This is a genomic window from Nocardia sp. NPDC051463, from assembly GCF_040681975.1.
Taxonomy (GTDB): domain Bacteria; phylum Actinomycetota; class Actinomycetes; order Mycobacteriales; family Mycobacteriaceae; genus Nocardia.
Genome location: NZ_JBFBAB010000024.1, coordinates 1 through 26,484, shown reverse-complemented (window position 1 = coordinate 26,484; position 26,484 = coordinate 1). Strand labels below are relative to the sequence as shown.

At 66.8% G+C, this 26,484-nt stretch carries 24 protein-coding genes; 17 read left to right on the top strand and 7 right to left on the bottom strand.

Annotated features, from left to right (window positions below; genetic code table 11):
- Positions 1 to 88: 88 nt before the first annotated feature.
- A complete protein-coding gene (locus tag AB0M74_RS26180; protein WP_366528941.1) occupies positions 89 to 1,699 on the bottom strand; it encodes a PH domain-containing protein in 1,611 nt (536 codons plus the stop codon).
- Complete coding sequence (locus tag AB0M74_RS26175) at positions 1,696 to 2,193, bottom strand: PH domain-containing protein (RefSeq protein WP_366528940.1); 498 nt, start codon at positions 2,191 to 2,193, stop codon at positions 1,696 to 1,698. Before AB0M74_RS26175 ends, AB0M74_RS26180 begins: the two co-directional genes overlap by 4 nt.
- 145 nt (positions 2,194 to 2,338) lie before the next feature.
- On the opposite strand from AB0M74_RS26175, the gene cofH reads away from it, so the two are divergent.
- From cofH to AB0M74_RS26145, 6 genes are all read left to right on the top strand, one after another.
- Positions 2,339 to 5,011, top strand: a complete 2,673-nt coding sequence (gene cofH / locus AB0M74_RS26170) for a 5-amino-6-(D-ribitylamino)uracil--L-tyrosine 4-hydroxyphenyl transferase CofH (protein WP_366528939.1) — start codon at positions 2,339 to 2,341, stop codon at positions 5,009 to 5,011.
- A gap of 170 nt (positions 5,012 to 5,181) precedes the next feature.
- A complete protein-coding gene (gene fdxA, locus AB0M74_RS26165) occupies positions 5,182 to 5,505 on the top strand; it encodes a ferredoxin (protein ID WP_366528938.1) in 324 nt (107 codons plus the stop codon).
- A 13-nt stretch (positions 5,506 to 5,518) separates the two neighbouring features.
- Entirely contained in the window at positions 5,519 to 6,628 is a 1,110-nt protein-coding gene (gene dapC, locus AB0M74_RS26160) for a succinyldiaminopimelate transaminase (protein WP_366528937.1), read from the top strand.
- Between the two features lie 115 nt (positions 6,629 to 6,743).
- Positions 6,744 to 8,345 (top strand): protein kinase, encoded by a 1,602-nt coding sequence (locus AB0M74_RS26155; RefSeq protein WP_366528936.1) that lies wholly within the window; start codon positions 6,744 to 6,746, stop codon positions 8,343 to 8,345.
- Between the two features lie 69 nt (positions 8,346 to 8,414).
- Positions 8,415 to 10,052: an L-glutamate gamma-semialdehyde dehydrogenase gene (gene pruA, locus AB0M74_RS26150; protein WP_366528935.1), complete on the top strand. Its 1,638-nt coding sequence runs from the start codon at positions 8,415 to 8,417 to the stop codon at positions 10,050 to 10,052.
- Positions 10,053 to 10,104: 52 nt separating this feature from the next.
- Positions 10,105 to 11,007, top strand: coding sequence for a proline dehydrogenase family protein (locus AB0M74_RS26145; protein WP_366529020.1), 903 nt, complete (start codon positions 10,105 to 10,107; stop codon positions 11,005 to 11,007).
- Positions 11,008 to 11,051: 44 nt separating this feature from the next.
- On the opposite strand, the gene AB0M74_RS26140 is transcribed toward AB0M74_RS26145, so the two are convergent.
- Both AB0M74_RS26140 and AB0M74_RS26135 read right to left on the bottom strand, forming a co-directional pair.
- A complete protein-coding gene (locus tag AB0M74_RS26140; RefSeq protein ID WP_366528934.1) occupies positions 11,052 to 11,921 on the bottom strand; it encodes an oxygenase MpaB family protein in 870 nt (289 codons plus the stop codon).
- Between the two features lie 110 nt (positions 11,922 to 12,031).
- Positions 12,032 to 12,913: an oxygenase MpaB family protein gene (locus AB0M74_RS26135; protein WP_366528933.1), complete on the bottom strand. Its 882-nt coding sequence runs from the start codon at positions 12,911 to 12,913 to the stop codon at positions 12,032 to 12,034.
- 196 nt (positions 12,914 to 13,109) lie between these two features.
- Between AB0M74_RS26135 and AB0M74_RS26130 the strand changes: the two genes are divergently transcribed.
- Entirely contained in the window at positions 13,110 to 13,742 is a 633-nt protein-coding gene (locus AB0M74_RS26130) for a TetR/AcrR family transcriptional regulator (RefSeq protein ID WP_366528932.1), read from the top strand.
- Positions 13,743 to 13,798: 56 nt separating this feature from the next.
- Here AB0M74_RS26130 and AB0M74_RS26125 read toward each other — a convergent pair whose 3' ends face one another.
- Positions 13,799 to 14,653 (bottom strand): oxygenase MpaB family protein, encoded by an 855-nt coding sequence (locus AB0M74_RS26125; RefSeq protein WP_366529019.1) that lies wholly within the window; start codon positions 14,651 to 14,653, stop codon positions 13,799 to 13,801.
- Between the two features lie 157 nt (positions 14,654 to 14,810).
- On the opposite strand from AB0M74_RS26125, the gene AB0M74_RS26120 reads away from it, so the two are divergent.
- Complete coding sequence (locus tag AB0M74_RS26120; protein WP_366528931.1) at positions 14,811 to 16,238, top strand: acyl-CoA synthetase; 1,428 nt, start codon at positions 14,811 to 14,813, stop codon at positions 16,236 to 16,238.
- A gap of 14 nt (positions 16,239 to 16,252) precedes the next feature.
- Here the strand turns inward: AB0M74_RS26120 and AB0M74_RS26115 are convergent, their stop codons facing one another.
- Positions 16,253 to 16,975, bottom strand: a complete 723-nt coding sequence (locus AB0M74_RS26115) for a helix-turn-helix domain-containing protein (RefSeq protein ID WP_366528930.1) — start codon at positions 16,973 to 16,975, stop codon at positions 16,253 to 16,255.
- A 66-nt stretch (positions 16,976 to 17,041) separates the two neighbouring features.
- Between AB0M74_RS26115 and AB0M74_RS26110 the strand changes: the two genes are divergently transcribed.
- Both AB0M74_RS26110 and AB0M74_RS26105 read left to right on the top strand, forming a co-directional pair.
- Positions 17,042 to 17,626 carry a DUF2867 domain-containing protein gene (locus AB0M74_RS26110; RefSeq protein WP_366528929.1) on the top strand — a complete coding sequence of 195 codons (585 nt, stop codon included), beginning with the start codon at positions 17,042 to 17,044 and terminating at the stop codon, positions 17,624 to 17,626.
- A gap of 107 nt (positions 17,627 to 17,733) precedes the next feature.
- On the top strand, positions 17,734 to 18,117 hold the full coding sequence (locus AB0M74_RS26105) for a PPOX class F420-dependent oxidoreductase (protein WP_366528928.1): 384 nt from the start codon (positions 17,734 to 17,736) through the stop codon (positions 18,115 to 18,117).
- A 44-nt stretch (positions 18,118 to 18,161) separates the two neighbouring features.
- On the opposite strand, the gene dapD is transcribed toward AB0M74_RS26105, so the two are convergent.
- Positions 18,162 to 19,109, bottom strand: coding sequence for a 2,3,4,5-tetrahydropyridine-2,6-dicarboxylate N-succinyltransferase (gene dapD / locus AB0M74_RS26100; RefSeq protein WP_366528927.1), 948 nt, complete (start codon positions 19,107 to 19,109; stop codon positions 18,162 to 18,164).
- Positions 19,110 to 19,298: 189 nt separating this feature from the next.
- Between dapD and dapE the strand changes: the two genes are divergently transcribed.
- From dapE to AB0M74_RS26065, 7 genes are all read left to right on the top strand, one after another.
- On the top strand, positions 19,299 to 20,399 hold the full coding sequence (gene dapE, locus AB0M74_RS26095; protein WP_366528926.1) for a succinyl-diaminopimelate desuccinylase: 1,101 nt from the start codon (positions 19,299 to 19,301) through the stop codon (positions 20,397 to 20,399).
- Between the two features lie 65 nt (positions 20,400 to 20,464).
- Positions 20,465 to 21,271 (top strand): TIGR00730 family Rossman fold protein, encoded by an 807-nt coding sequence (locus AB0M74_RS26090; RefSeq protein WP_366528925.1) that lies wholly within the window; start codon positions 20,465 to 20,467, stop codon positions 21,269 to 21,271.
- Positions 21,268 to 21,858, top strand: coding sequence for a TIGR00730 family Rossman fold protein (locus AB0M74_RS26085; RefSeq protein ID WP_366528924.1), 591 nt, complete (start codon positions 21,268 to 21,270; stop codon positions 21,856 to 21,858). The genes AB0M74_RS26090 and AB0M74_RS26085 overlap by 4 nt, the downstream gene beginning before the upstream one ends.
- 3 nt (positions 21,859 to 21,861) lie before the next feature.
- Positions 21,862 to 23,628, top strand: a complete 1,767-nt coding sequence (locus tag AB0M74_RS26080) for a long-chain-acyl-CoA synthetase (protein ID WP_366528923.1) — start codon at positions 21,862 to 21,864, stop codon at positions 23,626 to 23,628.
- 97 nt (positions 23,629 to 23,725) lie between these two features.
- Positions 23,726 to 24,607, top strand: coding sequence for a dihydropteroate synthase (folP, locus tag AB0M74_RS26075; protein WP_366528922.1), 882 nt, complete (start codon positions 23,726 to 23,728; stop codon positions 24,605 to 24,607).
- A complete protein-coding gene (locus AB0M74_RS26070) occupies positions 24,604 to 25,542 on the top strand; it encodes a glucosyl-3-phosphoglycerate synthase (protein ID WP_366528921.1) in 939 nt (312 codons plus the stop codon). The genes folP and AB0M74_RS26070 overlap by 4 nt, the downstream gene beginning before the upstream one ends.
- 291 nt (positions 25,543 to 25,833) lie before the next feature.
- Entirely contained in the window at positions 25,834 to 26,001 is a 168-nt protein-coding gene (locus AB0M74_RS26065; protein WP_366528920.1) for a hypothetical protein, read from the top strand.
- The last annotated feature ends 483 nt before the right edge of the window (positions 26,002 to 26,484 follow it).

Here is a 26,484-nt window from a genome sequence, read left to right as displayed (position 1 = left end):
CGGCTCACTCTCGGCAACCACTCAGCGACACCATCGAAACCGCGCCGAAAGCACCTGGCACCCCGGGCGCCGCGCGGTGCCGACTGCTTCAGTGGGTACCGAGGAGCCCGGGGGTCACCGAATCGATGAGGGGCCAGGCTCGGTCGAGGGGGATATCGATCACGAGGTAGCGCTTCTTGCCCGCGGCGGACGCGGCGACAACGGTGGCCACCCCCGCGCGGCGTTGCCACAACGATTGGCGGACGGTCCAGCCGATGACACCGGGGGCTTCCAGGCAGTCACGGTCGCGGTCCAGCGAACCGGCGCGGGTGATCAGCCAGGTGGGGCTGCTGTCGGTGGCCGGTAGGACAGTGTGGCCGAGGCCGCGGTACCGGTCCTCGGCCAAGGCGATGGCGAGGCTCGCCATGACGGCCGGCAGTAGCCACCACAATGCCGAATACTCCGCTCCCGCAGAGGAAAAGATGAGCATGGTGATCACGACGAGCAGGACCGGCAGCAGGGCCCTGGAGTGCCTGCGTCGATGGGCGACCGGTCCGTGCGCCGTCAGCGGTGCGGTGCCGAGCTCGCTCGGTCCGACCTCGGCCGCCGCACGGGGCGCAAGCAGGTGCGTAAGCGTGTGCTCGACGGCCGCGCGCGGAGCCTGCGGCAGGATCTTGTGCCGGGGGTTGTCACCCACCATGATGGCTTCGAGTTCGCCGGCCCCCGCAAGGCGAAGCAGCAGCGGCTCGTTGACGGTGGCGCCGCGGAAGCGCGCACGGTCCAGGGTGGTCTGGCGGGTAGTGAACAGGCCGTGGCGCAGCTGCAGGGTGCGACCGTCATCGAGCACCCGCAGGCCGAAATATGTTGTGAGATAACGGGCGCAGGAGGTGAGGCTGACCACGATGACGATCGCAAGCAACAGCAGCACACCGCCGACCGCGAGGAAGACAGTGCTGCCGTGCTCGAGGTTGTGCACCGCATCCGAGTTGAACAGGGTCTGGCCGAGCCCGTACTGGAACGCCAGACCCACGACGGGTGCGATGATCGCGAACCCGGTCAGCGACAGCGGTGCGTAGCGCACCCAACTCGCGTGCCAGTGTCCGATCTCCTTGGCACTACGCGGTGCGGGAAGATCACCGGATGTGTTCTCCGGCAGGCCCTTTCGGAAGATGTCCACCGGGTATAGGGAGTGTGGAACCTGCGCTCCGGCAACACCGCTCGATGCGTTCGCGGTGTCGGTGGCGGTGTGTGCGAGTAGGGCCGCGCGTAGCCCCGGCACCACCCGGGCGTCCAACGCGTCGAGCTTGAATTTCTCCCCCGATTCCGCGTGCTGACCGGTGCCTATCGCGAGTACCGCCAACCCGAGGGCACGGTGCAGTAGATCGGCCTCGATGTCGACCGAGCGGATTCGTGAGCGCGGCACCGAGAGCTTCTTGCGTTGGATCAATCCGGTGCGCAACTCGATATGGGTCTGGCCGACCCGGTAGGTGGTGGTGAACCAGCGGGTGAGCGCGAATCCGACGATCAGCGCCAGCGTGATGACGCTCCACCCGTGATTGCCGCTGCTGGTGCCCAGGATCACCGAACCGATCAGCACCGGGATGAACTTCACCACCTCGGTGACGGGGTGCACCAGCAGCATGCGCTTGTCGAGCCGCAGCCACGGTTGATCCGGCTGTGGGTCGGGTCCGGCCGCCGGGTGCGGCACCGATGCGGTCATGTCGCGTCGCCGCGGTGCAGTGCCGCGATTTCGGCCAGCCGGGTGACGGTCTGCTCGGCCACCGGCAGGTCGAGTGCGGAGATCTGCACCGCTCCCGCGGATGAGGCGGTCGTCACGGTCACCGTGGCAAGGCCGAGCAGCCGTTCCAACGGCCCGCGCTCGGTGTCCACTGTCTGCACCCTGGAGATCGGCGCCACTCGGCTCTCCTGAGTCAGCCAACCGACCCGGGTATAGACGGCCTCGTCGGTGACCTCCCATCGATGCACCGCGTACCTCCACTGCGGCACCACGCCGATGCTCAACAGTGCCAGCACGGCTGCTACGGCGAACACCACCAACTGGGCCGCGCGGTGTCCCGAGTCGACGAGCAACCAGATGACCATGGCGACCACCGGAATGATCCAGGCCATCACGGCCTGGAGTGTCCACAAGAGTTTCGCCTTGGGGCTCGGGCGCCAGGCCGGATCGGCCATGATCGTGCGCGGCTGCGACATGCCTGCCATGGTTGCACGAACTCGCCCGAAAGCGCGTCGGCCTGCAGGGGAATAACCTGCGGCGCGGCAATGGAATAGTGCGCTCGATCGTGCAGTTGGCAACGGTCACAAGCACTGGAGGGAGACAGTCCGGGATGATTAGCGCATGATCGAGGGCGTGATCGAGCTAGCGACCCCGAGTGTTCCGCCCGCACCGCCAACGCCGTCGGCCATGCGCCGTGCGCTGCGGCGGGCTCGCGACGGCGTGACGCTGAATGTCGACGAAGCCGCTGTGCTCTTGCACGCGCGCGGCGCGGACCTGGTCGATCTGAGTCGCAGTGCGGCCAGGGTTCGCGACGCCGGGCTGGAGTCGGCGGGTCGGCCGAAGACCATCAGCTATTCGCGCAACGTGTTCATTCCGCTGACCCGGTTGTGTCGGGACAAGTGTCACTACTGCACCTTCGTCACCGTGCCCGGCAAGCTGCGCGCCGAGGGCAAGGGCATGTTCCTGGAGCCCGACGAGGTCCTCGACATCGCTCGCCAGGGTGCAGCGCTTGGTTGCAAAGAGGCGCTGTTCACCCTCGGCGATCGTCCGGAAGACCGCTGGCCGGAGGCCGCGCAGTGGCTCGACGAGCGCGGCTACGACTCCACGCTGGACTATCTGCGCGCGGTATCGATCATGGTGCTGGAGGAGACCGGGCTGCTGCCGCATCTGAACCCCGGCGTTATGTCGTGGGAGGAAATCTCCAGGCTCAAGCCGGTCGCGCAGTCGATGGGCATGATGCTGGAGACCACCTCCACCCGACTGTTCACCGAAAAAGGCCAGTGCCACTACGGAAGTCCGGACAAGGATCCCGCGGTCCGGCTGCGCGCCATCACCGATGCGGGCAGGCTCTCGGTGCCCTACACCACCGGGATCCTGGTCGGCATCGGCGAGACGCTGTCCGAGCGGGCCGAGTCGATCATGGCGATCCGTAAGCAGCACAAGGCTTTCGGGCACATCCAGGAAGTGATCATCCAGAACTTCCGCGCCAAGGACGACACCGCCATGCGCGATGTCCCCGATGCGGGTCTCGAGGAGTTCCGTGCGACCATCGCGGTGACGCGGCTGCTGCTCGGCCCCGATGTTCCGGTGCAGGCGCCGCCCAATCTGGTGTCGCACGAGGAATGCCTGGCATTGATCGACGCCGGCATCGACGACTGGGGCGGCGTCTCGCCGGTCACCCCGGACCACGTGAACCCGGAGCGGCCGTGGCCGAACCTGGACACCCTGCGCGAGATCACCGAGGCCGCTGGCTACCAGCTCGTCGAACGCACCTCCGCGCACCCGAAGTATGTACGGGCGGGCAACCCGTGGGTCGACCCGCGTATCGGTGCGCACGTTGCCGCGCTCACCGATCCGGCTACCGGCCTGGCGATGCCGGGCGCGATGCCGGTCGGATTGCCCTGGCAGGAGCCGGACGAGTCCTGGGAGTCGGCAGGGCGGGTGGATCTGAACACCTCGATCGACATCGACGGACGGATCACCGAGAGCCGAAGCGATTCCGCGCTCGGTCGTGGCGTGAGCGACGGGCCCGGCGGCGGCCCGCATGACCAGGAAGGGCCCGGTGATCGCGGGCGATCCGACACCGATGTCGTCGGCGCTTTCGGCGATTGGGACACCATTCGGGAGCAGGCGCGCGATCTCGCGATCACGGCGCCGCAGCGGCTCGATTCCGAGGTGCTCGCCGCGTTGCGTTCGGCGGAGCACGACCCGGCCGGCCTCACCGACGCCGAGTATCTGGCGCTGGCGACCGCCGAGGGACCCGCGCTCGAGGCGGTGGCGGCGCTGGCCGATCAGCTGCGCCGTGAGGTCAACGGCGACCAGGTGACCTACGTGGTGAACCGGAACATCAACTTCACCAATATCTGCTACACCGGCTGCCGTTTCTGCGCGTTCGCCCAGCGTAAGGGGGATGCCGACGCATTCACCCTGAGCATGGACGAGGTTGCCGACCGGGCCTGGGAGGCGCACGTCGACGGTGCCACCGAGATCTGTATGCAGGGCGGCATCGACCCTGAGCTGCCGGTTACCGGCTATGCCGATCTGGTGCGGGCGATCAAGCAGCGGGTGCCATCGATGCATGTGCACGCCTTCAGTCCGATGGAGATCGTCAACGGCGCTTCCCGGGGCGGGCAGAGCATTCGTGACTGGCTGGTCGCGCTGAAGGAGGCCGGGCTCGACACCATTCCCGGCACAGCCGCGGAAATCCTCGATGACGAGGTGCGCTGGGTGCTCACCAAGGGCAAGCTGCCGACCTCGGCGTGGATCGAGGTGATCACGACGGCCCACCAGGTGGGCCTGCGCTCCAGCTCCACGATGATGTACGGCCACGTCGACAATCCGAAACACTGGGTCGGACACCTGCGGGTGCTGCGCGGAATCCAGGACGAGACAGGTGGTTTCACCGAATTCGTGCTGTTGCCCTTCGTGCACCAGAGCTCGCCGCTGTACCTGGCGGGCGCGGCACGGCCGGGACCCACCATCCGCGACAACCGGGCCGCCCACGCGTTGGCGCGGATCATGCTGCACGGCCGGATCGATAACATCCAGACCAGCTGGGTGAAACTCGGCACAGCGGGCACCAGAATGATGCTCAACGGTGGCGCGAACGATTTGGGGGGTACGTTGATGGAGGAGACAATCTCTCGCATGGCCGGCTCCCAGCACGGCTCGGCCAAAACGGTCGCGGAACTCACCGAGATCGCCGAAGGCATCGGCCGCCCGGTCCGCGAGCGCACTACCACCTATGGTGTCCCGCAACACAAGATGTCGGTCCTGCCGCTGTCGGTGGGATAGTTCGACGAGCCGCAACGACGCGGACGCAAGAGGCGGGGTTCACACACGAGCCTGTGGTGTGCGGAACCGAATTAGTTAGGGCAGACTGGCCCGGAGTAACCTGGGCTGCCCGGATAGTGTGACGCTGGGCGGACTATCCCCGCAGGTGAGGACAGACTAGGAGAGCGGCAGTGCCGTACATCATCGCTGAACCGTGCGTTGACGTGAAGGACAAGGCATGCATCGAGGAATGCCCCGTGGATTGCATCTACGAGGGTGGTCGCATGCTGTACATCCATCCCGACGAGTGCGTGGACTGTGGTGCGTGTGAACCGGTGTGCCCGGTGGAGGCGATCTTCTACGAAGACGACACCCCGGACCAGTGGGTCGGCTACGTGAACGCCAACGTCGACTTCTTCGACGAGCTCGGTTCGCCCGGCGGCGCGACGAAGGTCGGCAAGGTGGATTACGACCCGACTTTCATCAAAGAACTGCCCCCGATGGCGAGTGAGTAAGTGAGTTCCTGACGTGTCATTGCGTGGCCCGGTCAGCAGTCTGCTGCCCGACTTCCCTTGGGACACCATTGCTTCGGTGAAAGCCAAGGCGGCGGCGTATCCCGGCGGGATCGTCGACCTTTCGGTCGGAACTCCGGTCGATCCGGTCGACCCGCTGATCCGCGCCGCGCTGAGCTCGGTGGCCGATGTCCCGGGCTACCCGACTACCCACGGCACGCTCGAGCTGCGTACCGCTGTGGTCGACGCACTCAAACGACGCTTCGGCATCACCGGCATCGATCCGGCGGCCGTGCTGCCCGCGATAGGCACCAAAGAATTGATCGCGGGACTGCCGCGGCTGCTCGGTCTGGGTGGCAATGACCTGGTCGTCATTCCGGAGGTCGCCTACCCGACCTATGAGGTGGGGGCGCTGCTGGCCGGTGCGCGGATCGCACGGGCGGACGGGCTGACGCAGCTCGGCCCGCAATCACCCGCGCTGATCTACGTGAACTCACCGTCGAATCCGACCGGACGTGTGCTCGGCGTCGAGCACCTGCGCAAGGTCGTGGCCTATGCCAGGGAGCGCGGTGCGATCGTGGCCTCCGATGAGTGCTACCTCGGTCTGACCTGGGAGGGCCGGGCGGTGTCCCTGCTCGACGACGAAGTGTCCGACGGTGACCACACCGGCTTGCTCGCCATCCACTCGCTGTCGAAGACCTCGAACCTGGCCAGTTACCGCGCCGGTTTCGTGGCGGGCGATCCCGCACTGGTCGCCGAGCTGCTCGAGGTGCGCAAGCATTCGGGCATGATGGTTCCCTACCCGATCCAGGCGGCGATGACCGCCGCACTCGGTGACGACACCCACGAGGCGCAGCAGCGCGAGCGTTACCGCGCGCGGCGTGAGGTGTTGCGGAATGCCTTGCTGGCGGCGGGTTTCCGTATCGATCACTCGGAGGCCGGCCTGTACCTGTGGTCGACTCGCGGTGAATCGTCCCGGGCCACCCTGGACTGGTTGGCCGACCATGGCATCCTTGCCGCACCCGGTGACTTCTACGGACCCTCCGGGGCCGAACACGTGCGGATCGCGCTCACCGCTACCGACGAGCGGATCGCCGCGGCTGCGCAGCGGCTGCTGACTGCCTGAAACATCTACTGCCGCAAGTGATTCCAGCTGATCAGAACCTCGATGCGGGCCGGTCGTAATCGCATTCGATAGGCTCCGTCGGCTGGTGGTTCGATCGGGGTGGAAAGGTTCGTCGATGCAGGGGGCGAGACTCGTCGCCGGTGAGCTGTTCGCCGGATACCGAATCGAACGTGTGCTCGGCCGCGGCGGCATGGGGACGGTGTATCTGGCGGCGCACCCACGGCTGCCGCGTCAGATCGCCCTCAAGCTGCTCAGCCGGGAGCTCTACGCCGACGAGGAGGTCAGAGCGCGGTTCGAGCGTGAGGCCGATGTGGCCGCGCGGCTCGATCATCCGAATGTGGTGTCGGTGTTCGACCGCGGCGCGCAAGACCATCAGCTGTGGATCTCGATGCAGTATGTCGACGGCAGCGATGCCGCGGCGTTCCGCGGCACGCCACTGGATCCGCGGCGCGCGCTGCACATCCTCGGGCAGACGGCGGACGCCCTCGACCATGCGCACGAATCCGGTGTCCTGCACCGAGATGTGAAGCCGGCGAACATTCTGTTGACCGCCGCGCGCACCGGCGGTGACCGGGTGTTGCTGACAGACTTCGGCATTGCTCGACTCCGGGACGACGCGCACCAACTGACTCGCACCGGGGAGTTCCTCGCGACGCTGGCTTATGCCGCCCCGGAACAGCTTTCGGGGCAACCGGTCGATCATCGAGCCGATCAATACGCACTCGGATGCACCCTGTTCGCCCTGCTCACCGGCGAAGCGCCCTTTGCCGCAACCAATCCCGGTGCCGTGGTCGCCGCGCACCTGACCAGCCCCGTGCCGCAGGCGAGCCGAGTGGTGGCGCATCTTCCCAGCGCGATCGACGCGGTGATCGCCCGCGCGATGGCCAAGGACCCAGACCACCGGTTCGGTGACTGCACCGAGTTCGCCGAGGCGGCGTATGCGGCGGTGACCGGCGTGCGTCCGTCCGCGCCGCCGCACCCGATGTCGCAACACTCCTCGCGTGCGGTGCCGCAGCCTGCGCCGACACTTCGGGCCTACACACCACCGCGTCCGGTCGCGTCGCAGGGACACCGCGCACCCACCTCGCCCGCGGCGGTCGCGACACATTCGCCATCGACTGAGGCGCAGCATGATCCGGTCCGGCCGCGGCGGACGGTGTCCTCGCGCTGGCGCGTGCTGGCCGTAGCGCTGTTGGTACTGGCCGTAGTTGCCATCGTCGGGATGGCTGCCGCCGCGGCCATCTACTGGAAGTACGTGCGCCCGCACCGGTTGCCCGCGCCGCCGGTGTGGGGCGCCGAGCACTCCATCGTGCAGGCATTCCCCCAGTTGATACCGCCGAGCCCGAACGGAACGGCCTGGCGGGGTGCGCGCTGTTCCGCGGTGGCGGTGCCCACTGCCGAACCGGGTGATCCGGTTCCGCTGCGGCAGATCACCTGCACCCACCAGGACGGACTGATCGTGTGGTTCTCCGAATATGCGGGCAGCGATGAGGTCGGCGCCTACCTTGCCGCCAAGACGACCCAGGTCGGTGTGCGGCCGCTCGGGGACGACGGCAGTGTGCTGCAGTTCCGGCCGCGCGATGCCGCGGCCCCGTTCACCTTGGCCGCGCGGGCGCGGGGCGCCAGGTTTCCCGACACGGTGTCGGTGGAGGTTTCCTGGCCGAACCACACCTTCGAGCAGGCCAGCGAACAGTGGTGGGAGCGGGCACCGTTCTGAGGGCCGACGCGGCTCGCCGAGTGGCTCGCAGGCACGCGCGATCATCGACGAACGGCGTTAGCCTGGTTTATGGACGCTGTCACGGTTGTCCCCACCCCCGACAATGAGCCGGTGCATTCCTACGCGCCGGGTAGTCGTGAGCGGGAGTCGCTGGTCGCCGAACTCGCCGAGATCTCCGCGAACTCCGTGGATGTGCCGCTGGTGATCGGCGGTAAACATCGGCCGGGCATCGGGCAGCGGCACCCGATCGTTGCGCCGCATCGACACCGTCAGGTGCTGGGGACCTACACCGATACCACCCATTCCGAAGCGCGCGGTGCGATCGACGCGGCCGTGGCCGCCGCGCCCGGCTGGCGCACATTGCCGTTCGACGAGCGGGCCGCCATTTTCCTGCGGGCCGCTGATCTGCTCGCGGGGCCGTGGCGGGAAACTGTCGCCGCCGCGACCATGCTCGGCCAGTCGAAGACGGCCCAGCAGGCCGAGATCGACGCGCCATGCGAATTGGTCGACTTCTGGCGGTTCAATGTGGCATTCGCGCGCGGCATTCTGCAGCAGCAGCCGGAGTCGAGCGCGGGGGTGTGGAATCGGCTCGACTATCGGCCGCTGGAAGGTTTCGTCTACGCGATAACTCCGTTCAACTTCACCGCGATTGCCGGGAATCTGCCGACCGCGCCCGCGCTGATGGGCAATACCGTGGTGTGGAAACCGTCATCGGCGCAGACACTGTCGGCGTTCTATACGATGCGGCTGCTCGAGGCGGCGGGCCTGCCGCCCGGGGTGATCAATATGCTGACCGGCAGCGGCGTCGAGCTCTCCGAAGTGGCGCTGGCCGATCCGCGGCTGGCAGGCATCCACTTCACCGGATCGACCAAGACCTTTCAGCACCTGTGGGGACAGGTGGGCGCCAATCTCGGTCGCTACCACGGGTATCCGCGGCTGGTCGGGGAGACCGGCGGCAAGGACTTCATCGTTGCGCACCCGTCCGCCGACCCGGAGGCATTGCGCACCGCGCTTATTCGAGGTGCCTACGAGTATCAGGGGCAGAAGTGTTCGGCCGCCTCACGCGCGTACATCGCCCGATCGGTGTGGCGGGTGATGGGTGAGGACTTCCTGACACTGACCAGGAACCTGACCTACGGCGATGTGACCGACCTGTCGAATTTCGGTGGCGCGCTGATCGATCGACGCGCCTATGACAAGAACGTGGCGGCTATCGAGCGCGCGCGGGCGGCGGGCATCGCTATCCCGGCGGGCGGTACATACGACGACAGCGAAGGGTGGTTCGTGCGGCCGACGGTGCTGTTGGTCGACGATCCGCGTGACGAGTCGTTTGCCACCGAATACTTCGGGCCGATCCTGTCGGTGCATGTCTACGACGATGCCGAACCCGGGGCCTATGCGGCGGTCCTCGCCGAGGTGGAATCGGCGGCGCCGTACGCGCTGACCGGTGCGGTGTTCGCCCAGGACCGGCACGCCATCGAACAGGCTGCTGCCACACTGCGATTCGCGGCGGGCAACTTCTATGTCAATGACAAACCCACCGGTGCGGTGGTCGGCCAGCAGCCCTTCGGCGGCGCACGCGCCTCCGGGACGAACGACAAGGCCGGATCGCCGCTGAACCTGCTGCGGTGGGTGTCGGCGCGCACCATCAAGGAGACCTTCGTGCCGCCGACGGACCATCGGTATCCGCACATGGAGGAGGCGTAGCGTGATCAATCCGCTGCGGCCTGCCATTCTTGCCGCGGCGGGGTCGCCGCGGATGAAGCGAATGCTCACCGGGGTGCCCGTCACGGCGAACATCGTGCGGCGATTCGTGGCCGGAGAGACCCGCGACGAGCTGATCCCGGTGGTGCGAGGGCTACTGGAGGGTGGTCGGATGATCAGTGTCGACTTCCTCGGCGAAAACACTACCGGCCGTGCTCAGGCGGATGCCACACTCGCGGAATATCTTTCGTTGATCAATGACCTGGCGGTCTTGGACGACGGACCGAACGGCGCGGCCGCGCGGATCGAGGTGTCGGTGAAACTGTCCGCGCTCGGCCAGGCCTTACCGGACGACGGACCCGCGATCGCCACCGAAAATCTGCGCATCCTGTGTGCCAAGGCGGCGCAGGCCGGCGTGTGGGTCACCGTCGATGCCGAGGACCACACCACCACCGATGCGACCTTGGCGACGGTGCATGCCGTGCGTGCCGAATTCCCGTGGCTCGGTGCGGTCTTGCAGGCCTATCTACATCGCACTGCGGCCGACTGCCAGGAGCTGTCGGGTGCCCAGTCGCGAATCCGGCTGTGCAAGGGCGCTTATCGTGAACCGCGCGCCGTCGCCTTCCAACACGTGTCCGAGGTCACCGACTCCTACCTGCGCTGTCTCGACACCTTGATGCGTGGTGACGGCTACCCGATGGTGGCGTCACACGATCCGGTAATCATCACCGCTGCCCAGCAGCTCGCTACCGAAACCGGTCGGGGCACAGACCAATTCGAGCATCAAATGCTGTACGGCATTCGCGACGCCGAGCAGCGACGTTTGGCAGTCGCGGGTACCGCGATGCGGACGTATGTGCCCTACGGCGATCAGTGGTACGGCTACCTCACCCGCCGTCTTGCGGAGCGTCCGGCGAACCTGGGGTTGTTCCTTCGCGCACTGGCCGGTGATTCCTGACGCGGTGCTCGGGCCGCTCGGTCGGGCCGCGGGAGATCGGTCGATCAGAGCAGCGGCTTACCGAGGCGATGCCGCCTGCGCATGTCGTAGAGGAAGGCATTCATCGGAAAGAGTCTGGCCTGCTTCGGAAGTCGGCCGTGTACCGCGCCGATGGCGCGCAGCAGCACCACCGCGAATCGGTGGTGCCTTGTGGTCCAGGTCATGCCCATCTGGTCGCGCAGCTGCGGTGGCAGCAGGGCGGTGACCACGAACCGCTGCAACGGTGCGAAGACTCGCAGTGGCCGCGGGACCATCTTCAGGTCGATGAGGTGGTCGAAATAGGCGCGGGTGCGCGCGTCGATGGTCTTGGTTGCCAGAGTGGTGTTCCAGTACTCCGCGAACGCCTTTCGGTCGGCGGGCCACATCTGCCTGCGCATCTGCAGCGTGGTGCCGAACCGGGCGGCGTACTGATAGAACACCTCCGCGGTGTCCTCGTCCATCGGGCCGTGCAGTCGTTCCTCGAGATCGACGACGCCCCAGTACAGGCAGGCGGCCACCCACAGCTGCAGTTTCGGGTCGAAGGCGTTGTATTCGACCGCCGCGCCGGGCTCGGAGCGGACCGGGCGGTGCGACTGGTTGACGGCCTCCCGATAGACCGTGCGCTCCTGCTCGGTGCCCATCATCGCGACCGCCAGGTAGGTGAGCGTGGTGCGCAGTCGCTTCCACGGGTGTAGATCGACTCGACCGGTCTCGACCGTGCTGTCCATGACGCCATAGGCGACGGGCTGCAGGCTCAACTGCATGATGACGTTGGCGGTGCCCCCGAGGAAGGCCGCGACGCCGCTCCACATCTCGTCGATGGCGAACTCGTCGGCCGTGCCGTAGCGGCAGCGCAGGGCGGGTTCCGGCGGCGTTGCGCGAAAGGGCGCGGTCATCGTTGGCCTCGTCTTTCCTGATCGCGGTGCGATGGTTGCACGGTGAGAGCTTTGAATGCTCACCTTCTCATCGACTCGCGGCGGGTGTCAATCGTTTGGTTCGGGTGGTCTCAGACCAGCGGTGTGCCTCGGCGCAGGCGTCTGCGCAGGTCGTAGAGGTAGATGTTCAGCGGGAACAGCCGCGCTTGCTTCGGCAGCCGGGCCTGCACCGCCGAGATCCCCCGCAGCAACCGATCGAATCGGCGCTGATCGCGGTCGGACCAGGTCAGGTCCATCTCGTCGCGCAGGTGCTGCGGCAATAGGCCCGCCACGACGAAGCGCTGCAGTCCGGCGAAGATGCGCTGAACCGGTTTCGGCAGCATCGTCAGATCGATCAGGGCATTGAAATAGTCGCGCAGCTCGGGCTCGATCGAGCGGGTTGCCAGGTTCTCGTCCCAGTACCGCTGGAACGCGGCGCGGTCGGCCGGCCACATTTCCGGTCGCATCTGCAGCGTGGTGCCCAGGCGGGCGCAGTATTGATAGAACGCTTCGGCGGTGTCGGGATCCATCGGCCCGCGCATGCGCGTACGGAGATCGTCGATGCCCCAGTAGAGGCTGGCGGCCACCCAGAGTTGCAGCGTCGGGTCGAAGGCGTTGTATGTCACCGGGCTCGACGCGCTCGACCGGACCGGCCGATGCGATTCGTTGATCGCGGCCCGATAGCGTGCGCGTTCCTCGTCGGTGCCCATGAGTGCGACGGCGAGATAGCTCAGGGTGGTGCGCAGGCGTTTGATCGGATGCAGCGTGATCTTGCCGCTATCGACGGTGCTCTCCAGCACACCGCGCCCGACTGGGCGCAGGCTCAGCTGCACGATCACGTTGGCGGTGCCGCCGAGAAAGGCGGCGATGCCGTCCAGGTGTGCGCCGATGGTCTCCGGAGTGAACGGCGCGACCGTCGATCCAGGGTGGTCCGGATCCGACTCGTGGTCGTCGCTGTGCAAGGGGGCGGTCATCGTTGACCTCGTCTTTCTGTATCCGTCCGCACTGCTGTACGCGAACGGGTGAGAAGATTCGCCGGAAAACCGTCTCATCGCCTCGACATCATGTCGATTGTTGCCCGCGCGCGATGGCGAGTTAGTACCCAATCGCCGATGATGGCATGCAATGCTGTTGGTGTCATCGTTTCACCGACGTGGATAGGGTGTGGACATGGCGAGGCTGACCAGATTGTTGGCGTTGGTGCGCAGTACCGGCCCCGAGGACGGCAATCAGGCGCGGGTACTCGACGCCGCTCTGCTGGCATTCCTGGATTTCGGCATCAAGCGCACCAGCATGGTCGAGGTGGCCCGGCGGTGCGGGCTCTCGCTCGCGACGCTCTATCGGCGCTTCGCCGGCAAGTCCGATCTCATCCAAGCGGTCGGGTTGCGCCAAGCGCGTCAGTTCATCGACGAGGTGGACGCCACCCTGCAGCGGCAGGTCGATCGGGACGCGAGCGCCGAGGATCAGATCGTCGAGCTTTTCGTCGCCTTCCTGAACGGGTTGCGCGGCAACAAATTACTGGACCGGCTGCTGAAGACCGAGCCGGAGATCGTGCTGCCGTACCTCACGGTCAAGGGTGCGCCGGTCATCGAAATGGGTCGCGACTATGTCGCCGAATTCATCACCCGGCTCCAGGGTGAAGGCAAGCTGCCCGACTACGATCCGGAGCCACTCGCCGAAATGATCGCGCGGACTGCGGTTTCGCTGGCACTCACGCCGCAGACGGTCATTCCGCTGGGTGACGATATGGCGGCGCGGCAGTTCGCGCGCGACCATGTGGTCGTCTCGTTCCGTGTCACCTGATGTACTGTCGGATGGAGTCCGCCGACAGCCGCATGGATCGTCCGGTCATCCCGGGCTCAGGCCAGGCGCAGGCCGAGCCGCCGCCGGATGCGCATGTCCCACAGGAAGGCATTGACCGGAAAAGTCTTGATCTGCTTCGGCATTCGGCGTTCGACGGCACCGACGGTGCGCAGTAGCCGCGCCAGCGCTCTGTCGTCGCGCTCACTCCAGGTCATACCCATTTCGGTGCGCAGATGTGGGGGCAACAGTCCGGCGGTCACCCAGCGGTGCCATCGGCCGAGGGTCAGCTGCACCGGGCGCGGGAACATCTTCAGGTCGACGATCTCCCAGAAATATTCGCGGATCGGCGGATCGATGGTCGTCTTCGCCAGGTTCTCGGTCCAGTAGGAATCGAATGCGGTCCGGTCGGTGGGCCACATGTCCGAACGCATCTGCAAGGTGGTGCCCAGTCGTTCGGCGTGCCGATAGAACGCGTCGGCGGCGGTGTCGTCCATCCGGCCGTGCATGCGCTCGTAGAGGTCACGAGCCCCCCAATACAGGCAGGCGGCCACCCACAACTGCAGTGTCGGGTCGAAGGCGTTGTACTTCACCGGGCTGCTCGCGGTCGATCGCACCGGTTTGTGTGAGCGGTTGATAGCGTCGCGGTAGGCCGCGCGGTCGTCGTCGTCGCCGAGCATGGCGACCGCGAGGTAGGTGAGCGTGGTTCTGGTCCGTTTGACCGGGTGCAGCATGATCTTGCCGCTGTCGACGGTGCTCTCGACTACGCCGTAGCCGACCGGTCGCGTGCTGAGCTGCATGATGACGTTCGCGGCGGCACCGAAGAACGCGGCGGACCCGTCGAGATACTGCCCGATATCGAACTCCTCGGGCGGCCTTTTCGGGTGGGTGGGTGCGCGAAGCGGGCTGGTCATCATCGACCCCGTTCTCGTTGCTGAGAAGGATATGGATCAACGTTCTCACTGCCTCAGGGGTGTGTCAACAGTCACGCACGGGTTCATCGAGCTGTGATCGGCACGGCCACACCGGGTGGTGCGACAGGTTCGCGCGCCGCCGAAGTAGCGTGAGCGAATGTCGTTCGGTGCGTCCCTGCTGCTTCGGTCCCTCAATCCGCTCGCGGTCGCCGCCGGGGAGGACATCCCCGACGCGGTCACCATCGACGGCGTGACGCTCTCGCGCAGCGACCTACTCGGCGCGGCGACCTCGGTGGCCGAACGTATCGCTCGTGCGGAGCGAGTCGCGGTGCTGGCCAGACCGACGGTCAGCACCGTGCTCGCGGTGGTCGGCTGCCTCATCGCCGGGGTCACCGTCGTGCCGGTGCCACCGGACTCCGGGATAACCGAGCTCGAGCACATTCTGAACGACTCGGGGGCCCAGGCGTGGCTGGGGGAGGCCCCGGCCGGGACGATACTGCCGGTGGTGCCGGTCCGCGTCCATGCCCGCTCGTGGCACACCTACCCCGAACCCGATCCTGCCGCGGCGGCATTCGTGCTCTACACCTCGGGGACCACTGGCCTGCCCAAGGGAGTTGTGCTCAGCCGCGCCGCCATTGCCGCCGGGCTCGATGCCCTCGCCGAGGCCTGGGCGTGGACCGCGAACGACGTTCTGGTGCATGGGCTTCCGCTGTTCCACGTGCACGGACTGATTCTCGGGGTGCTGGGCCCACTGCGTGTGGGCAGCCCGCTGATCCACACCGGCAAGCCGACCCCGCAGGCATACGCGCAGGCACCGGGAACGCTGTACTTCGGTGTGCCGACAGTGTGGTCGCGCATCGCCGAGGATCCTGATGCGGCACGGCAATTGGCGAAGGCTCGCCTGCTCGTTTCCGGCAGTGCGCCGTTGCCGGTGCCGGTGTTCGAGCGGCTGCGCGAGCTCACCGGCCACGCACCGATCGAACGGTACGGGATGAGCGAAACGATGATCACGCTGTCGACGCGGGCCGACGGTGAGCGACGACCCGGCTGGGTCGGCGTCCCGGTCGCCGGCGTGCGAACCCGGATCCGTGACGAGTCGGGTGCACCCGTCCCGCACGACGGCGAAAGCATCGGCGGGCTCCAGGTACAGGGGCCGATGGTCTTCGACGGCTACCTCGACCGGCCCGAGACGACGGCCGAATGCTGGACCGACGACGGCTGGTTCAAGACCGGCGACGTCGCGGCCATCGACGCCGACGATTTCCACCGCATCGTCGGCCGGGAATCGGTCGACCTCATCAAGTCCGGCGGCTACCGGATCGGTGCGGGCGAAGTGGAGACCGCGCTGCTCGGACATCCCGAGGTCGCGGAGGTCGCCGTCGTCGGACTTCCCGATGCGGACCTCGGTCAGCGGATCGTCGCCTATGTCGTACTGCGGAGCGCGGCAACGGATTCCACGGAGAAGACGCTCATCGAGCACGTGGCCGAGCAGCTCTCGGTGCACAAGCGGCCACGCGAGGTCCGGGTGGTGGCGGCGCTCCCGCGCAATGCCATGGGCAAGGTGCAGAAGAAACTGCTCGGGTGAGCGCCGTCGGCGCCTCAGGCCAATCGGGCGTCCGACGACCCGGGTGTGCGGCCGCACAGCGCGACCATGGTGCGAATCAGGTGCGGCTGATCGGCGAAGCCGGTCTGCGCGGCCACCTCGGCGGCCGGGTGGAAGGGCAGTCGTAGTCCGGCCTCGCGCAGCCGATGCCAGCGCCGCAGTGTGCTCAGCGGTCCACCGATCGTCTGGACGGACAGCTGGCGCAGGCGTCGGGCCGACAGACTCACACTGGCGGCCATGCTCTCGATATCGGCGTCGTCGTCGAGCAGGTCCAGCGCCCGGCGCAACCGGGGATCCATCTGCGGTGCGTCGCCCAGCATTCGGTGCACGGTCCGGCGCAGCCGGATCGGATCGAGGTCGCCGCCGGTGCCGGCCAGCAGGCGCTGGACCTGGGCACGGTCGAGCGCCTGGATACTCGGTCGCCGGGGAATCGCGAGACCGTACGGATCGATCCACAGCCCGGTGAATCCATCCGGATGTGTTACCGCGCATCGCATCCCGGGCGGGACGAGCACTCCTGGCCCGGTGGTGACCCGGCCCGTTTCGTCGGTGGCTGTTATCTCGCCGTCCCAGGACAGCATGAGCTGCCAAGCGGGATGGCGATGTCTGCCACCTGCGGGCCCCGAGGACTCCGCATAGCAGGCGAATTCGGCGCTCACGGCGGCGAACACAATGTTGCCGTTCCGTTCAAGACGCCACGAACGTCCCTGCTCGATCATGTTTTCAGTATTCCGATACAAGCAGGAGTCGAGCCATCCGGGCTCGCGATCGAGAGAGGCCGATCCATGCGGCTACCGAATTCCGAGTATTCGTCCCGGCCGTGGCGAGTCCACGATTTTACGAAGGACTTCGAAATCGAAGACGTGTGGGCCTTGCCCACGCCCGGTGGTCCGGACGATCTCGAGCGGCTGGTCGGGCAGATGACCGACGGCGACGGGTCGGCGGTGAGCGGCAAGAATGTGGTCGGCTTCCTGTTCGCCGTCCGCTGGAAATTGGGGGCGTTGCTCGGTTGGGACAAGCCTGATGCGGGTATCGGCACGCGGGTGGCGTCGCTGCGTGATCGGTTGCCGGAGGATCTGCGCGCGATCCGGGGAACGGATATGCGCGCGGTGCCGTTCGAATCGGTGTTTCAGACCCACGACGAATGGGTGGCGGAGAGCGCCAATAAGACTGTCCACGTGCTGATGCACCTCGGCTGGGTCTCGGATGGCGACGGTGGGTACCACGCCCAGATGACGGCGCTCGTCAAGCCGAACGGGCTGGTTGGAAAGGTCTACATGCTCGCCATCTCACCGTTGCGGCGGCTGCTCGTCTACCCGCCGCTGCTACGGAGCATCGGCCGGAGATGGCGGCTGCAGACGGCGCAATGAGCTGCACCGACGGGCACAGTGCGGCGCGGCTGCGGCGCGGAGCGTCGGCTGAACCGGGCGCCATTCGGTATTGACCTCTACCTAGGTCGAGGTCTTACTGTCGCGGTATGACCGCAACTCTGACGTCTGAACAGCTCGAATATCTGAACACGCAGCGGCTCGGCCGATTGGCGACGGTGCGTCCGGATGGATCGCCACAGAACAGCCCCGTCGGCTTCCGCTATAACGCAGAACTCGGCACGATCGACATCGGCGGCTGGAACATGGGCGCTTCGAAGAAGTTTCGCAACCTCGCCGACAACGATCGGGTGGCCTTCGTGGTCGACGATGTTGCCTCGGTGCAGCCCTGGCGGGTGCGGTGCCTCGAAATACGCGGCACCGCAGAGGCTCTCACCGATGTCGAGACCTACATCAATGGTGAGGCCGGCGAACTGATCCGTATCCACCCGAGTCGGATCATCGCGTTCGGCATCGGGCAGACGGAGAACTGAGGTAGCCGCACGCGGGTGGAGACACCCGTGTGCGGCCCACGCGATCAGTCGTTGGCGTGCAGCGCGGCGTTGAGCTCGATGCCGGTTCCCTTGCGCGGCACCACTTCGACGGCGCCGGTCAGGGAGTTGCGGCGCAACAGCAGGTTGTTCTGGCCTGCCAGTTCCGAAGCTTTGACGACGGTGCCGTCAGGGGTGGCGACCTTGGTGCCCGCGGTGAGGTACAGGCCCGCCTCCAGCACGCAGTCGTCGCCGAGCGGGATGCCGAGGCCGGCGTTCGCGCCGAGCAGCGAACGCTCGCCGACGGAGATGACCGTGGTGCCACCACCGGAGAGGGTGCCCATGATGGAGGCACCGCCGCCGACATCGGAGCCGTCGCCGACCACAACGCCCGCGGAAATGCGACCCTCGACCATCGAGGTGCCGAGGGTGCCGGCATTGAAGTTCACGAAGCCCTCGTGCATGACGGTGGTGCCCGAGGCCAGATGCGCGCCGAGGCGGACCCGGTCGGCGTCGCCGATGCGGACACCGGAAGGGAGCACGTAATCCACCATCCGCGGGAACTTGTCCACGCTGTAGACGGTGACGGGCCCACGGGCGCGCAGCTTGGCGCGGGTCAGCTCGAAGCCCTCTACCGCCGCGGGACCGTGGTTGGTCCACACCACATTGCTCAGCAGACCGAACTGGCCGTCCAGGTTCAGTCCGTGCGGGCGAACCAGCCGGTGCGAGAGCAGGTGCAGGCGCAGGTAGACATCGTGCGCGTCGACCGGGGCCGCGGTGAGATCGGCGATGGTGGTCTGTACCGCGATCACCTCGACGCCGCGGGCATCGTCGACGCCCACGAGCGCCGCCAGCTCATCGGGAGCCTGGTCCAGCCGTTTGGTGCCGGTCTCGGCGAACTCGCCCAGTTGCGGGTTCGGGTACCAGGTGTCCAGGACGGTTCCGTCCGCGGTCACATTGGCGATGCCGACTGCTGTTGCTCCCTGAATGCTCACGTCAAGAGAGAATACCGACCGCGGTGCTTCGGCCGGACCGCACGTCTATGACCTCGAGCGCAAGGGTGTGTCCCCTGCTATCGGGCGGACGCCCGCGGGCGTCCGCCGCTGGGAGCCCAGGCGCGTGGTCGACGGCATGGGTGGCGGTCCTCGTGTCGATGGCGATGGGCGCGGACCTAGGCTGAGGCGGTGACCCTCGATCTGCGCGCCGACCCGATCCAGCTCACCGCCGCCCTCGTCGATATCGAGAGTGTGTCCCGCGACGAGGCGAAGATCGCCGACATCGTCGAAGCGGCGCTGCGCGAACAGACCGTGGGATTCGAGGTACTCCGGCACGGCAACGTGGTGCTCGCGCGCACCGATCGTGGCCTGCCGACCAGAGTGATCCTGGCCGGGCACTTGGACACCGTGCCCATCGCCGACAATGTGCCCAGCCGGTTCGAGGTCGACGAGGCAGGGGAGCAGGTGCTCCACGGCTGCGGCACCGTCGACATGAAGTCCGGTGACGCGGTGTTCTTGCACCTGGCGGCCACCGTCGCCGAACCGGTGCACGACCTGACCCTGATCTTCTACGACTGCGAGGAGATCGCCGCCGAATTCAACGGACTCGGTCGTATAGAACGCGAGCTCCCGCACTGGCTCGACGGCGATATGGCGATTCTCGGCGAACCTTCCGGTGGTTGGATCGAGGCGGGTTGCCAAGGCACGCTGCGTGTTCGGCTCACCACGGCGGGCGTCCGGGCGCATTCGGCGCGAGCGTGGCTCGGTGACAACGCCATTCATCGACTGGCACCGGTGCTGCAGCGCCTCGCCGACTACAAGGCGCGCGAGGTCGATATCGACGGCTGTGTCTACCGCGAGGGCCTGTCCGCGGTGCGCGTCGGCGGCGGCGTCGCGGGCAATGTCGTCCCCGATGTCGCCGAGGTGGACGTGAACTTCCGCTTCGCCCCCGATCGTTCGATCGAGCAGGCTGCCGACCATGTCCGTGAGGTCTTCGCCGGGCTCGATCTGGCCTTCGAGGTGACCGATTCGGCGGCCGGTGCGCTGCCCGGCCTCACCGCCCCCGCCGCCGTGGACCTCATTGCCTCGGTGAACTCTCACGGTGGCGGCGGCGTGCGCGCCAAATACGGCTGGACCGACGTCTCCCGCTTCGCCGGGCGCGGCATCCCGGCCGTGAACTTCGGCCCCGGCGATCCGAACCTCGCCCACAAGCGCGACGAACACGTCCCCGTCGCGCAGATCACGGCGGTCGCGGCCATGCTCCGCAGTTACCTGACCGGTGCGGTCTGATCGAGATTCGGTACGGGACGGCGGTGCAACCCTGCGCTTCGCCCCGGCCCGGTACCGTTGGCGCCATGTCCACCGAAGCCGCTGATAACGAGGTCGCAAGCACGCCGAAGTCGACACCCAAGTACCGCGGCCCGATCATGTTCCGCCGCGATCGCAAACCGGGCGGCACCGCCGACCAGAATCTGCTGGATCAGCACGGGCCCAGCGATTGGGTGCGGGCCGACCCGTGGCGGGTGCTGCGCATCCAAGCCGAATTCGTCGAGGGCTTCGGCGCACTCGCCGAGGTGCCGCGCGCGGTGACGGTTTTCGGCTCGGCGCGCACCCATGCGGGCCACCCGGAGTACAAGGCCGCACGCGCCATCGGCGGCGCGCTCGCGCAGGCCGGTTTCGCGGTCATCACCGGTGGCGGTCCCGGCGTGATGGAGGCGGCCAATCGCGGCGCATCGGAGGTGGGCGGTTATTCGATCGGCCTCGGTATCGAGCTGCCGTTCGAGCAGAGCCTCAACGAGTGGGTCGACCTGGGGATCAACTTCCGGTACTTCTTCGCCCGCAAGACCATGTTCGTGAAGTACTCGCAGGCCTTCGTGTGCCTGCCCGGCGGATTCGGCACTCTCGACGAGCTGTTCGAGGCACTCACGCTCGTGCAGACCCGCAAGATCACCCGCTTCCCGATCATCTTGTTCGGCACCAAATACTGGGCGGGGCTGGTGGATTGGCTGCGCGATTCACTAGCGGGCTCGGGGAAGATATCGCCGGGCGACCTCGGGCTGCTGCATGTCACCGACAGCGTCGAGGAGGTCTGTGAGATCGTCCTCGCCGCGGCCGAGAACGGTGGCAACCTGGATGCGATCGGGACGGAGGATCAGTGGTGAGCGCGAGTGCGGGGTATTCCGTCTGTGTCTACTGTTCGGCCAGCACCGCTGACCCGGCCCACATCGGGCTCGCGGCCCGGGTCGGCACCGAGATCGCCAGGCGTGGTTGGCAATTGGTTTCCGGTGGTGGGCACGTCTCGATGATGGGCGCGGTCGCTACCGCGGCGCGCGCCGGTGGCGCGAACACGATCGGCGTGATCCCGAAACACTTGGTGCACAAGGAAGTCGCCGACGTCGATGCCGACGAACTCGTCGTCACCGACACCATGCGTCAGCGCAAGCAGGTCATGGAAGATCGCGCCGACGCGTTTCTCACGCTGCCCGGCGGTATCGGCACGCTGGAGGAATTCTTCGAGACCTGGACCGGTGGCTATCTCGGGCAGCACGACAAGCCGGTGGTCATCCTCGACCAGGACGGCTTCTACACGGGTCTGTTCCGCTGGCTCGACGAGTTGTACGACCGAAAGTTCGTGTCCCAGTTCGCCAGGGACCGGATCGCCGTGGCCACCGATCTGCGGTCGGCCTTCGCGGCGCTGGAACCCCTTGCGGCACTGGACGACACTGCTACCCCGGACAAGGAGAATTGACGCGTGAGCACCGAGGCCCGCACGACTGTCAGCTTGTTCGACGTAGCGAAACGACTGCCGGCCATGGTGGTCGATGCTCCCTCCATACTCCGCGGCGCGCTGGGCATGCTGATTCGGCCCGACGACAAATCCTCGGTCGGGCTGTACTTCCAGCGCAACGCACACCGTCATCCGGACCGCCCTTTCCTGCGGTTCGAGGGCAAGACGTTCAGCTATCGCGACGCCAACGCGCAGGTGAACAGGTACGCGAATGTGCTCGCCCAGCGCGGTGTTCGGCGCGGCGACGTGGTCGGTGTGCTGATGACCAACCGGCCGGAAACGCTGTTCGTGGTGCTGGCGACGGTGAAGCTGGGCGCGACCGTCGGACTGCTCAACCATCATCAGCGCGACACGGTGCTCGCCCACAGTTTCGGTCTGCTCGACAGCGTGCTGAACGTGGTCGGCGCGGAATGCGCGGCGGCCCTGGACTCGCTGCCGGAGCCACTCGCCGATGTGCTCGACGCGCAAGAACTGCACGCTGCCTCCGAGGTCGCCGACGCCACCGATCCGCCAAGCTGTGCGCAGATCACCGCGAAGGAGCGGGCTTTCCTGATCTTCACCTCTGGCACCACCGGGTTGCCGAAGGCCAGTGTGATGACACACCTGCGCTGGACCAAGAGCATGGCCGGACTCGGCGGGCTCGGAATCCGCCTGCGCGACACCGACACTCTGTACTGCTGCCTGCCGCTGTACCACAACAACGCGCTGACCGTCGCGTTGTCGTCGGTGCTGGCGGCCGGGGGCACATTCGCGCTCGGCAGGAAGTTCTCGGCGTCCGGGTTCTGGGACGAGGTCATCCGGGAGAAGGCCACCGCGTTCATCTACATCGGTGAGCTGTGCCGGTATCTGCTCAACCAACCTGCCAAGCCGGTCGACCGCCGCCACAAGATCCGGCTCGCCGTCGGTAACGGGCTGCGGCCGGAGCTGTGGGACGAATTCACGGAGCGTTTCGGCATCGACAGGATTGTCGAGTTCTACGGCGCCAGCGAGGTGAACATCGCCTTTGTCAATGCCTTCGGAGTGGACAGGACCGCGGGCTTCGGGCCGCTGCCATACGCGATCGTCGAATACGACGACACCACCGGAAAGGCCGAGCGTGGCAAGAACGGACGGCTGCAGCGTGTGCCCTCCGGCGGGGTGGGACTGCTGCTCGCCAAGGTCACCAGCCGCTCACCCGCCGACGGTTATACCGACAGGGCCGCCTCCGAAGCCAAGCTTATCCGCGACGGCTTCAAAGACGGCGACGTCTGGTTCGACACCGGCGACCTGGTCCGCGATCAGGGTATGCATCACATCGTCTTCGTCGACCGGCTCGGCGACACCTTCCGCTGGAAAGGCGAGAACGTCGCGACCACCGAGGTGGAAGGGGCTCTTTCCGCGGCCGCCGCGATTTCGCAGGCCGTTGTCTACGGCGTAGATATTCCGGGCGCCGATGGCAAAGCGGGCATGGGCGCGGTGACGCTGTACGCCGACGCCGAATTCGACGGGCATGCGCTCGCCGAGCAGGTCTACACGCAGTTGCCCGGGTATGCCGTGCCACTGTTCATCCGGGTGGTGCCGGAACTCGATCAGACCTCCACCTTCAAAAGCCGCAAAGTGGACCTACGCAAGCAGGGCTACCAGCCCGACGCCGACAGCACCCTGTATGTCCTGGCCGGTCGTGTCGATGGCTATGTGCCCGCCTATGACGAGTACGCCGCAGACGTGGTCGCAGGGCGCGCACCGAAGTGAGCTGCCGCTCGACCCCTCTGGCCTGAATGCGCGCAGAGACGGGCTGTGCAGCGGACAGTCGGGCGGACAGCACAGCGGGTTAGCTACAGTCGGGGGCATGTTCAGCCCCGTAGCGCCGCCACCGACTTTGTGCGGCAAGCCGGTGGCGACGGATCGCGCGCTCGTGATGGCGATCGTCAATCGCACGCCCGATTCGTTCTACGACAAGGGGGCGACGTTCACCGACGAGGCGGCCATGGACGCCGTCGCGCGTGCGGTCGACGAAGGTGCCGACCTCGTCGATATCGGCGGGGTCAAAGCCGGTCCGGGGACGCTGGTCGACGCGGCCGAGGAAGCCAGGAGAGTGGTCCCGTTCGTCGCGGCGATCCGGGCGAAGTACCCGGAATTGCTGATCAGCATCGACACCTGGCGGGCCGAGGTGGCCGCCGCGGCGGTCGGCGAGGGCGCCGATCTGATCAACGACACCTGGTCGGGCGCTGATCCGGATCTGGTGCGGATCGCGGCGGAATTGGGCGTCGGCATCGTATGCAGCCACACCGGCGGCGCGATTCCGCGGACCAGGCCGCATCGGGTGCGCTACGCCGATGTCGTGCCCGAAGTGACCGAGACCGTGGTCGCGGCCGCGGAGAACGCGGTCGCGGCGGGGGTGCGCAAGGATTCGATTCTGATCGATCCCACCCACGATTTCGGCAAGAACACCTACCACGGGCTCGAGTTATTGCGGGGAATAGACGTTCTTGTAAATAGCGGATGGCCAGTCTTGATGGCGCTCAGCAACAAGGATTTTATCGGGGAGACTCTAGGTGTCGGTCTTTCCGAGCGGTTGGAGGGCACGTTGGCGGCAACAGCATGGTCGGCAGCGGCAGGCGCCCGAGTCTTCCGAGTGCACGAGGTCGCCGAGACCCGGCGTGTCGTGGACATGATCGCCGCGATCCAGGGCATCCGGCCCCCCGCACGAACTCTGCGAGGTCTGGTATGAAAATCCAACACCGCGAGCCCGCATGGGCGACGACCAACACCTGGGACACACCCGAGTGGACGGTGGACGAACTGGTCGCCGCCAAGAACGGGCGCACCGTTTCCGTGGTGCTGCCCGCGCTGAACGAAGAACGCACCGTCGCCGACGTGGTGGCCAGTATCCGGCCGCTGCTCGGCACGCTGGTGGACGAACTGGTGGTGCTCGACTCCGGATCGACCGACGCCACCGCCGAACGCGCACGCGCCGCGGGCGCGGACGTGATCAGCCGCGAAGAGGCCGTCCCCGAACTCGATCCGCTGCCGGGCAAGGGCGAGGTGCTGTGGCGCTCGCTGGCTGTGACCAGCGGTGACCTGGTCGCCTTCGTCGACTCCGATCTGATCGACCCGGATCCGGCGTTCGTGCCGAAGCTGCTCGGCCCACTGTTGAGGGTCGAGGACATGCACCTGGTCAAGGCTTATTACCGCAGGCCGCTGCGCCAGGGCGCCGCAGTGGACGCCCACGGCGGTGGCCGGGTCACCGAACTCGTCGCCCGCCCGCTGCTGGCCGCGCTGCGCCCTGAGCTGTCGGATGTGCTGCAGCCGCTGGGTGGCGAATACGCGGGCACCCGGGAACTGCTGACATCGGTGCCGTTCGCCCCCGGCTACGGCGTCGAGATCGGGCTGCTGCTCGACACCTACGACCAACTCGGCATGTCCGCGATCGGTCAGGTGAACCTGGGCGTGCGCACCCACCGCAATCGCCCGCTCGCCGACCTCGGCGTGATGAGCCGCCAGATCCTCGGTACGGTGCTCGGTCGCAGCGGCGTGCAGGATTCCGGCGCGGCGCTCACCCAGTTCCCACTGGTCGGCGACGCCTTCACCGCGCACAGCACCGAGGTGTCACTGGCCGATCGGCCGCCGATGAACACGCTGCGCCCGGCTCGCGCGGCGGCCTGACGATCGTCGGCTCGCGAAGTTCTGTCGCGTTTGCTGTTTGATCGCTAGCCGCGCGCGCAGGTCCGAACCTCTGGCTCTGTCGCTCGAGATCGCGTATCCGGTGCGCGGACAGGACAGGGAGATACGAGTCGATGATCGACACCGTCCACCCCGCCACCGGCCGGCGTGAACGAGATCCCGCTGCGGATCGAACACCTGCTTTTGAGAGTGGGATTCGGTCCACAACCGTGGCAATGGCAATGGCAGTGGTGGAGGCGCTGGTACTCGTGGTAGCGGCACTCGGCAAGGGCGGTGGCGCTGGTATTGGTGGTGGTGCTGGTGATTATGGTGCCTGGCATGGGTGCTGGTGTGCTGGTATTGGTGGCGGTGCTGGTGATTATGGTGCCTGGCATGGGTGCTGGCGCTGGTATTGGTGGCGGTGCTGGTAATTACGGCACCTGGCAAGGGGGCTGGTGCTGATATTGGTGGTGGTGTTGGCAACGGCAACGCGGCGGCAAGGCGGCGGGTGAGTGGCCTCTCAGCGCGAGCGCTATCGAGCGTTTGCTGCAGCTGTGCCTCTCACCGAGTGGGCCGCTGCACTCACCCAATTCTGTTGAAGGCGTGCCGACCAGAGTTGCCGAAATTTTGTCGGGGACGTGCCCCGGGGCCCGGCTTGTCCGAGAAGCTGTGCCTACCAGTGGTTTTACCGGGCAGTGCTGGGCGCGTCGGGTGCCGTACCCGCTTGGTCTTCCGCATCCCAGGTAGGCAGGCATGCGACTTCCAGCGTGCGGACTGGCTGTGGTTGCGTTTCGCGCAGCGAAGAGCTCAGAGAAATGGTCGGCGTGAGAGATATGGTGGGCTCTCGAACGGGCGGATTCACGTGGTCGATGCAACAGGGGCAGTGTTGGACAGTACCTGGTCGAGGATGTAGGTCGGTGTTCGGAAGCCGTGGCGTTTGCGGGG

Bases quoted from the DNA above. Each gene is read 5' to 3' on its own strand.
- AB0M74_RS26180 (WP_366528941.1), bottom strand. From the start codon at position 1,699: ATGACCGCATCGGTGCCGCACCCGGCGGCCGGACCCGACCCACAGCCG.
- AB0M74_RS26175 (WP_366528940.1), bottom strand. From the start codon at position 2,193: ATGTCGCAGCCGCGCACGATCATGGCCGATCCGGCCTGGCGCCCGAGC.
- cofH (WP_366528939.1), top strand. From the start codon at position 2,339: ATGATCGAGGGCGTGATCGAGCTAGCGACCCCGAGTGTTCCGCCCGCA.
- AB0M74_RS26155 (WP_366528936.1), top strand. From the start codon at position 6,744: ATGCAGGGGGCGAGACTCGTCGCCGGTGAGCTGTTCGCCGGATACCGA.
- pruA (WP_366528935.1), top strand. From the start codon at position 8,415: ATGGACGCTGTCACGGTTGTCCCCACCCCCGACAATGAGCCGGTGCAT.
- AB0M74_RS26145 (WP_366529020.1), top strand. From the start codon at position 10,105: ATGAAGCGAATGCTCACCGGGGTGCCCGTCACGGCGAACATCGTGCGG.
- AB0M74_RS26140 (WP_366528934.1), bottom strand. From the start codon at position 11,921: ATGACCGCGCCCTTTCGCGCAACGCCGCCGGAACCCGCCCTGCGCTGC.
- AB0M74_RS26135 (WP_366528933.1), bottom strand. From the start codon at position 12,913: ATGACCGCCCCCTTGCACAGCGACGACCACGAGTCGGATCCGGACCAC.
- AB0M74_RS26130 (WP_366528932.1), top strand. From the start codon at position 13,110: ATGGCGAGGCTGACCAGATTGTTGGCGTTGGTGCGCAGTACCGGCCCC.
- AB0M74_RS26125 (WP_366529019.1), bottom strand. From the start codon at position 14,653: ATGACCAGCCCGCTTCGCGCACCCACCCACCCGAAAAGGCCGCCCGAG.
- AB0M74_RS26120 (WP_366528931.1), top strand. From the start codon at position 14,811: ATGTCGTTCGGTGCGTCCCTGCTGCTTCGGTCCCTCAATCCGCTCGCG.
- AB0M74_RS26115 (WP_366528930.1), bottom strand. From the start codon at position 16,975: ATGATCGAGCAGGGACGTTCGTGGCGTCTTGAACGGAACGGCAACATT.
- AB0M74_RS26110 (WP_366528929.1), top strand. From the start codon at position 17,042: ATGCGGCTACCGAATTCCGAGTATTCGTCCCGGCCGTGGCGAGTCCAC.
- AB0M74_RS26105 (WP_366528928.1), top strand. From the start codon at position 17,734: ATGACCGCAACTCTGACGTCTGAACAGCTCGAATATCTGAACACGCAG.
- AB0M74_RS26090 (WP_366528925.1), top strand. From the start codon at position 20,465: ATGTCCACCGAAGCCGCTGATAACGAGGTCGCAAGCACGCCGAAGTCG.
- folP (WP_366528922.1), top strand. From the start codon at position 23,726: ATGTTCAGCCCCGTAGCGCCGCCACCGACTTTGTGCGGCAAGCCGGTG.
- AB0M74_RS26070 (WP_366528921.1), top strand. From the start codon at position 24,604: ATGAAAATCCAACACCGCGAGCCCGCATGGGCGACGACCAACACCTGG.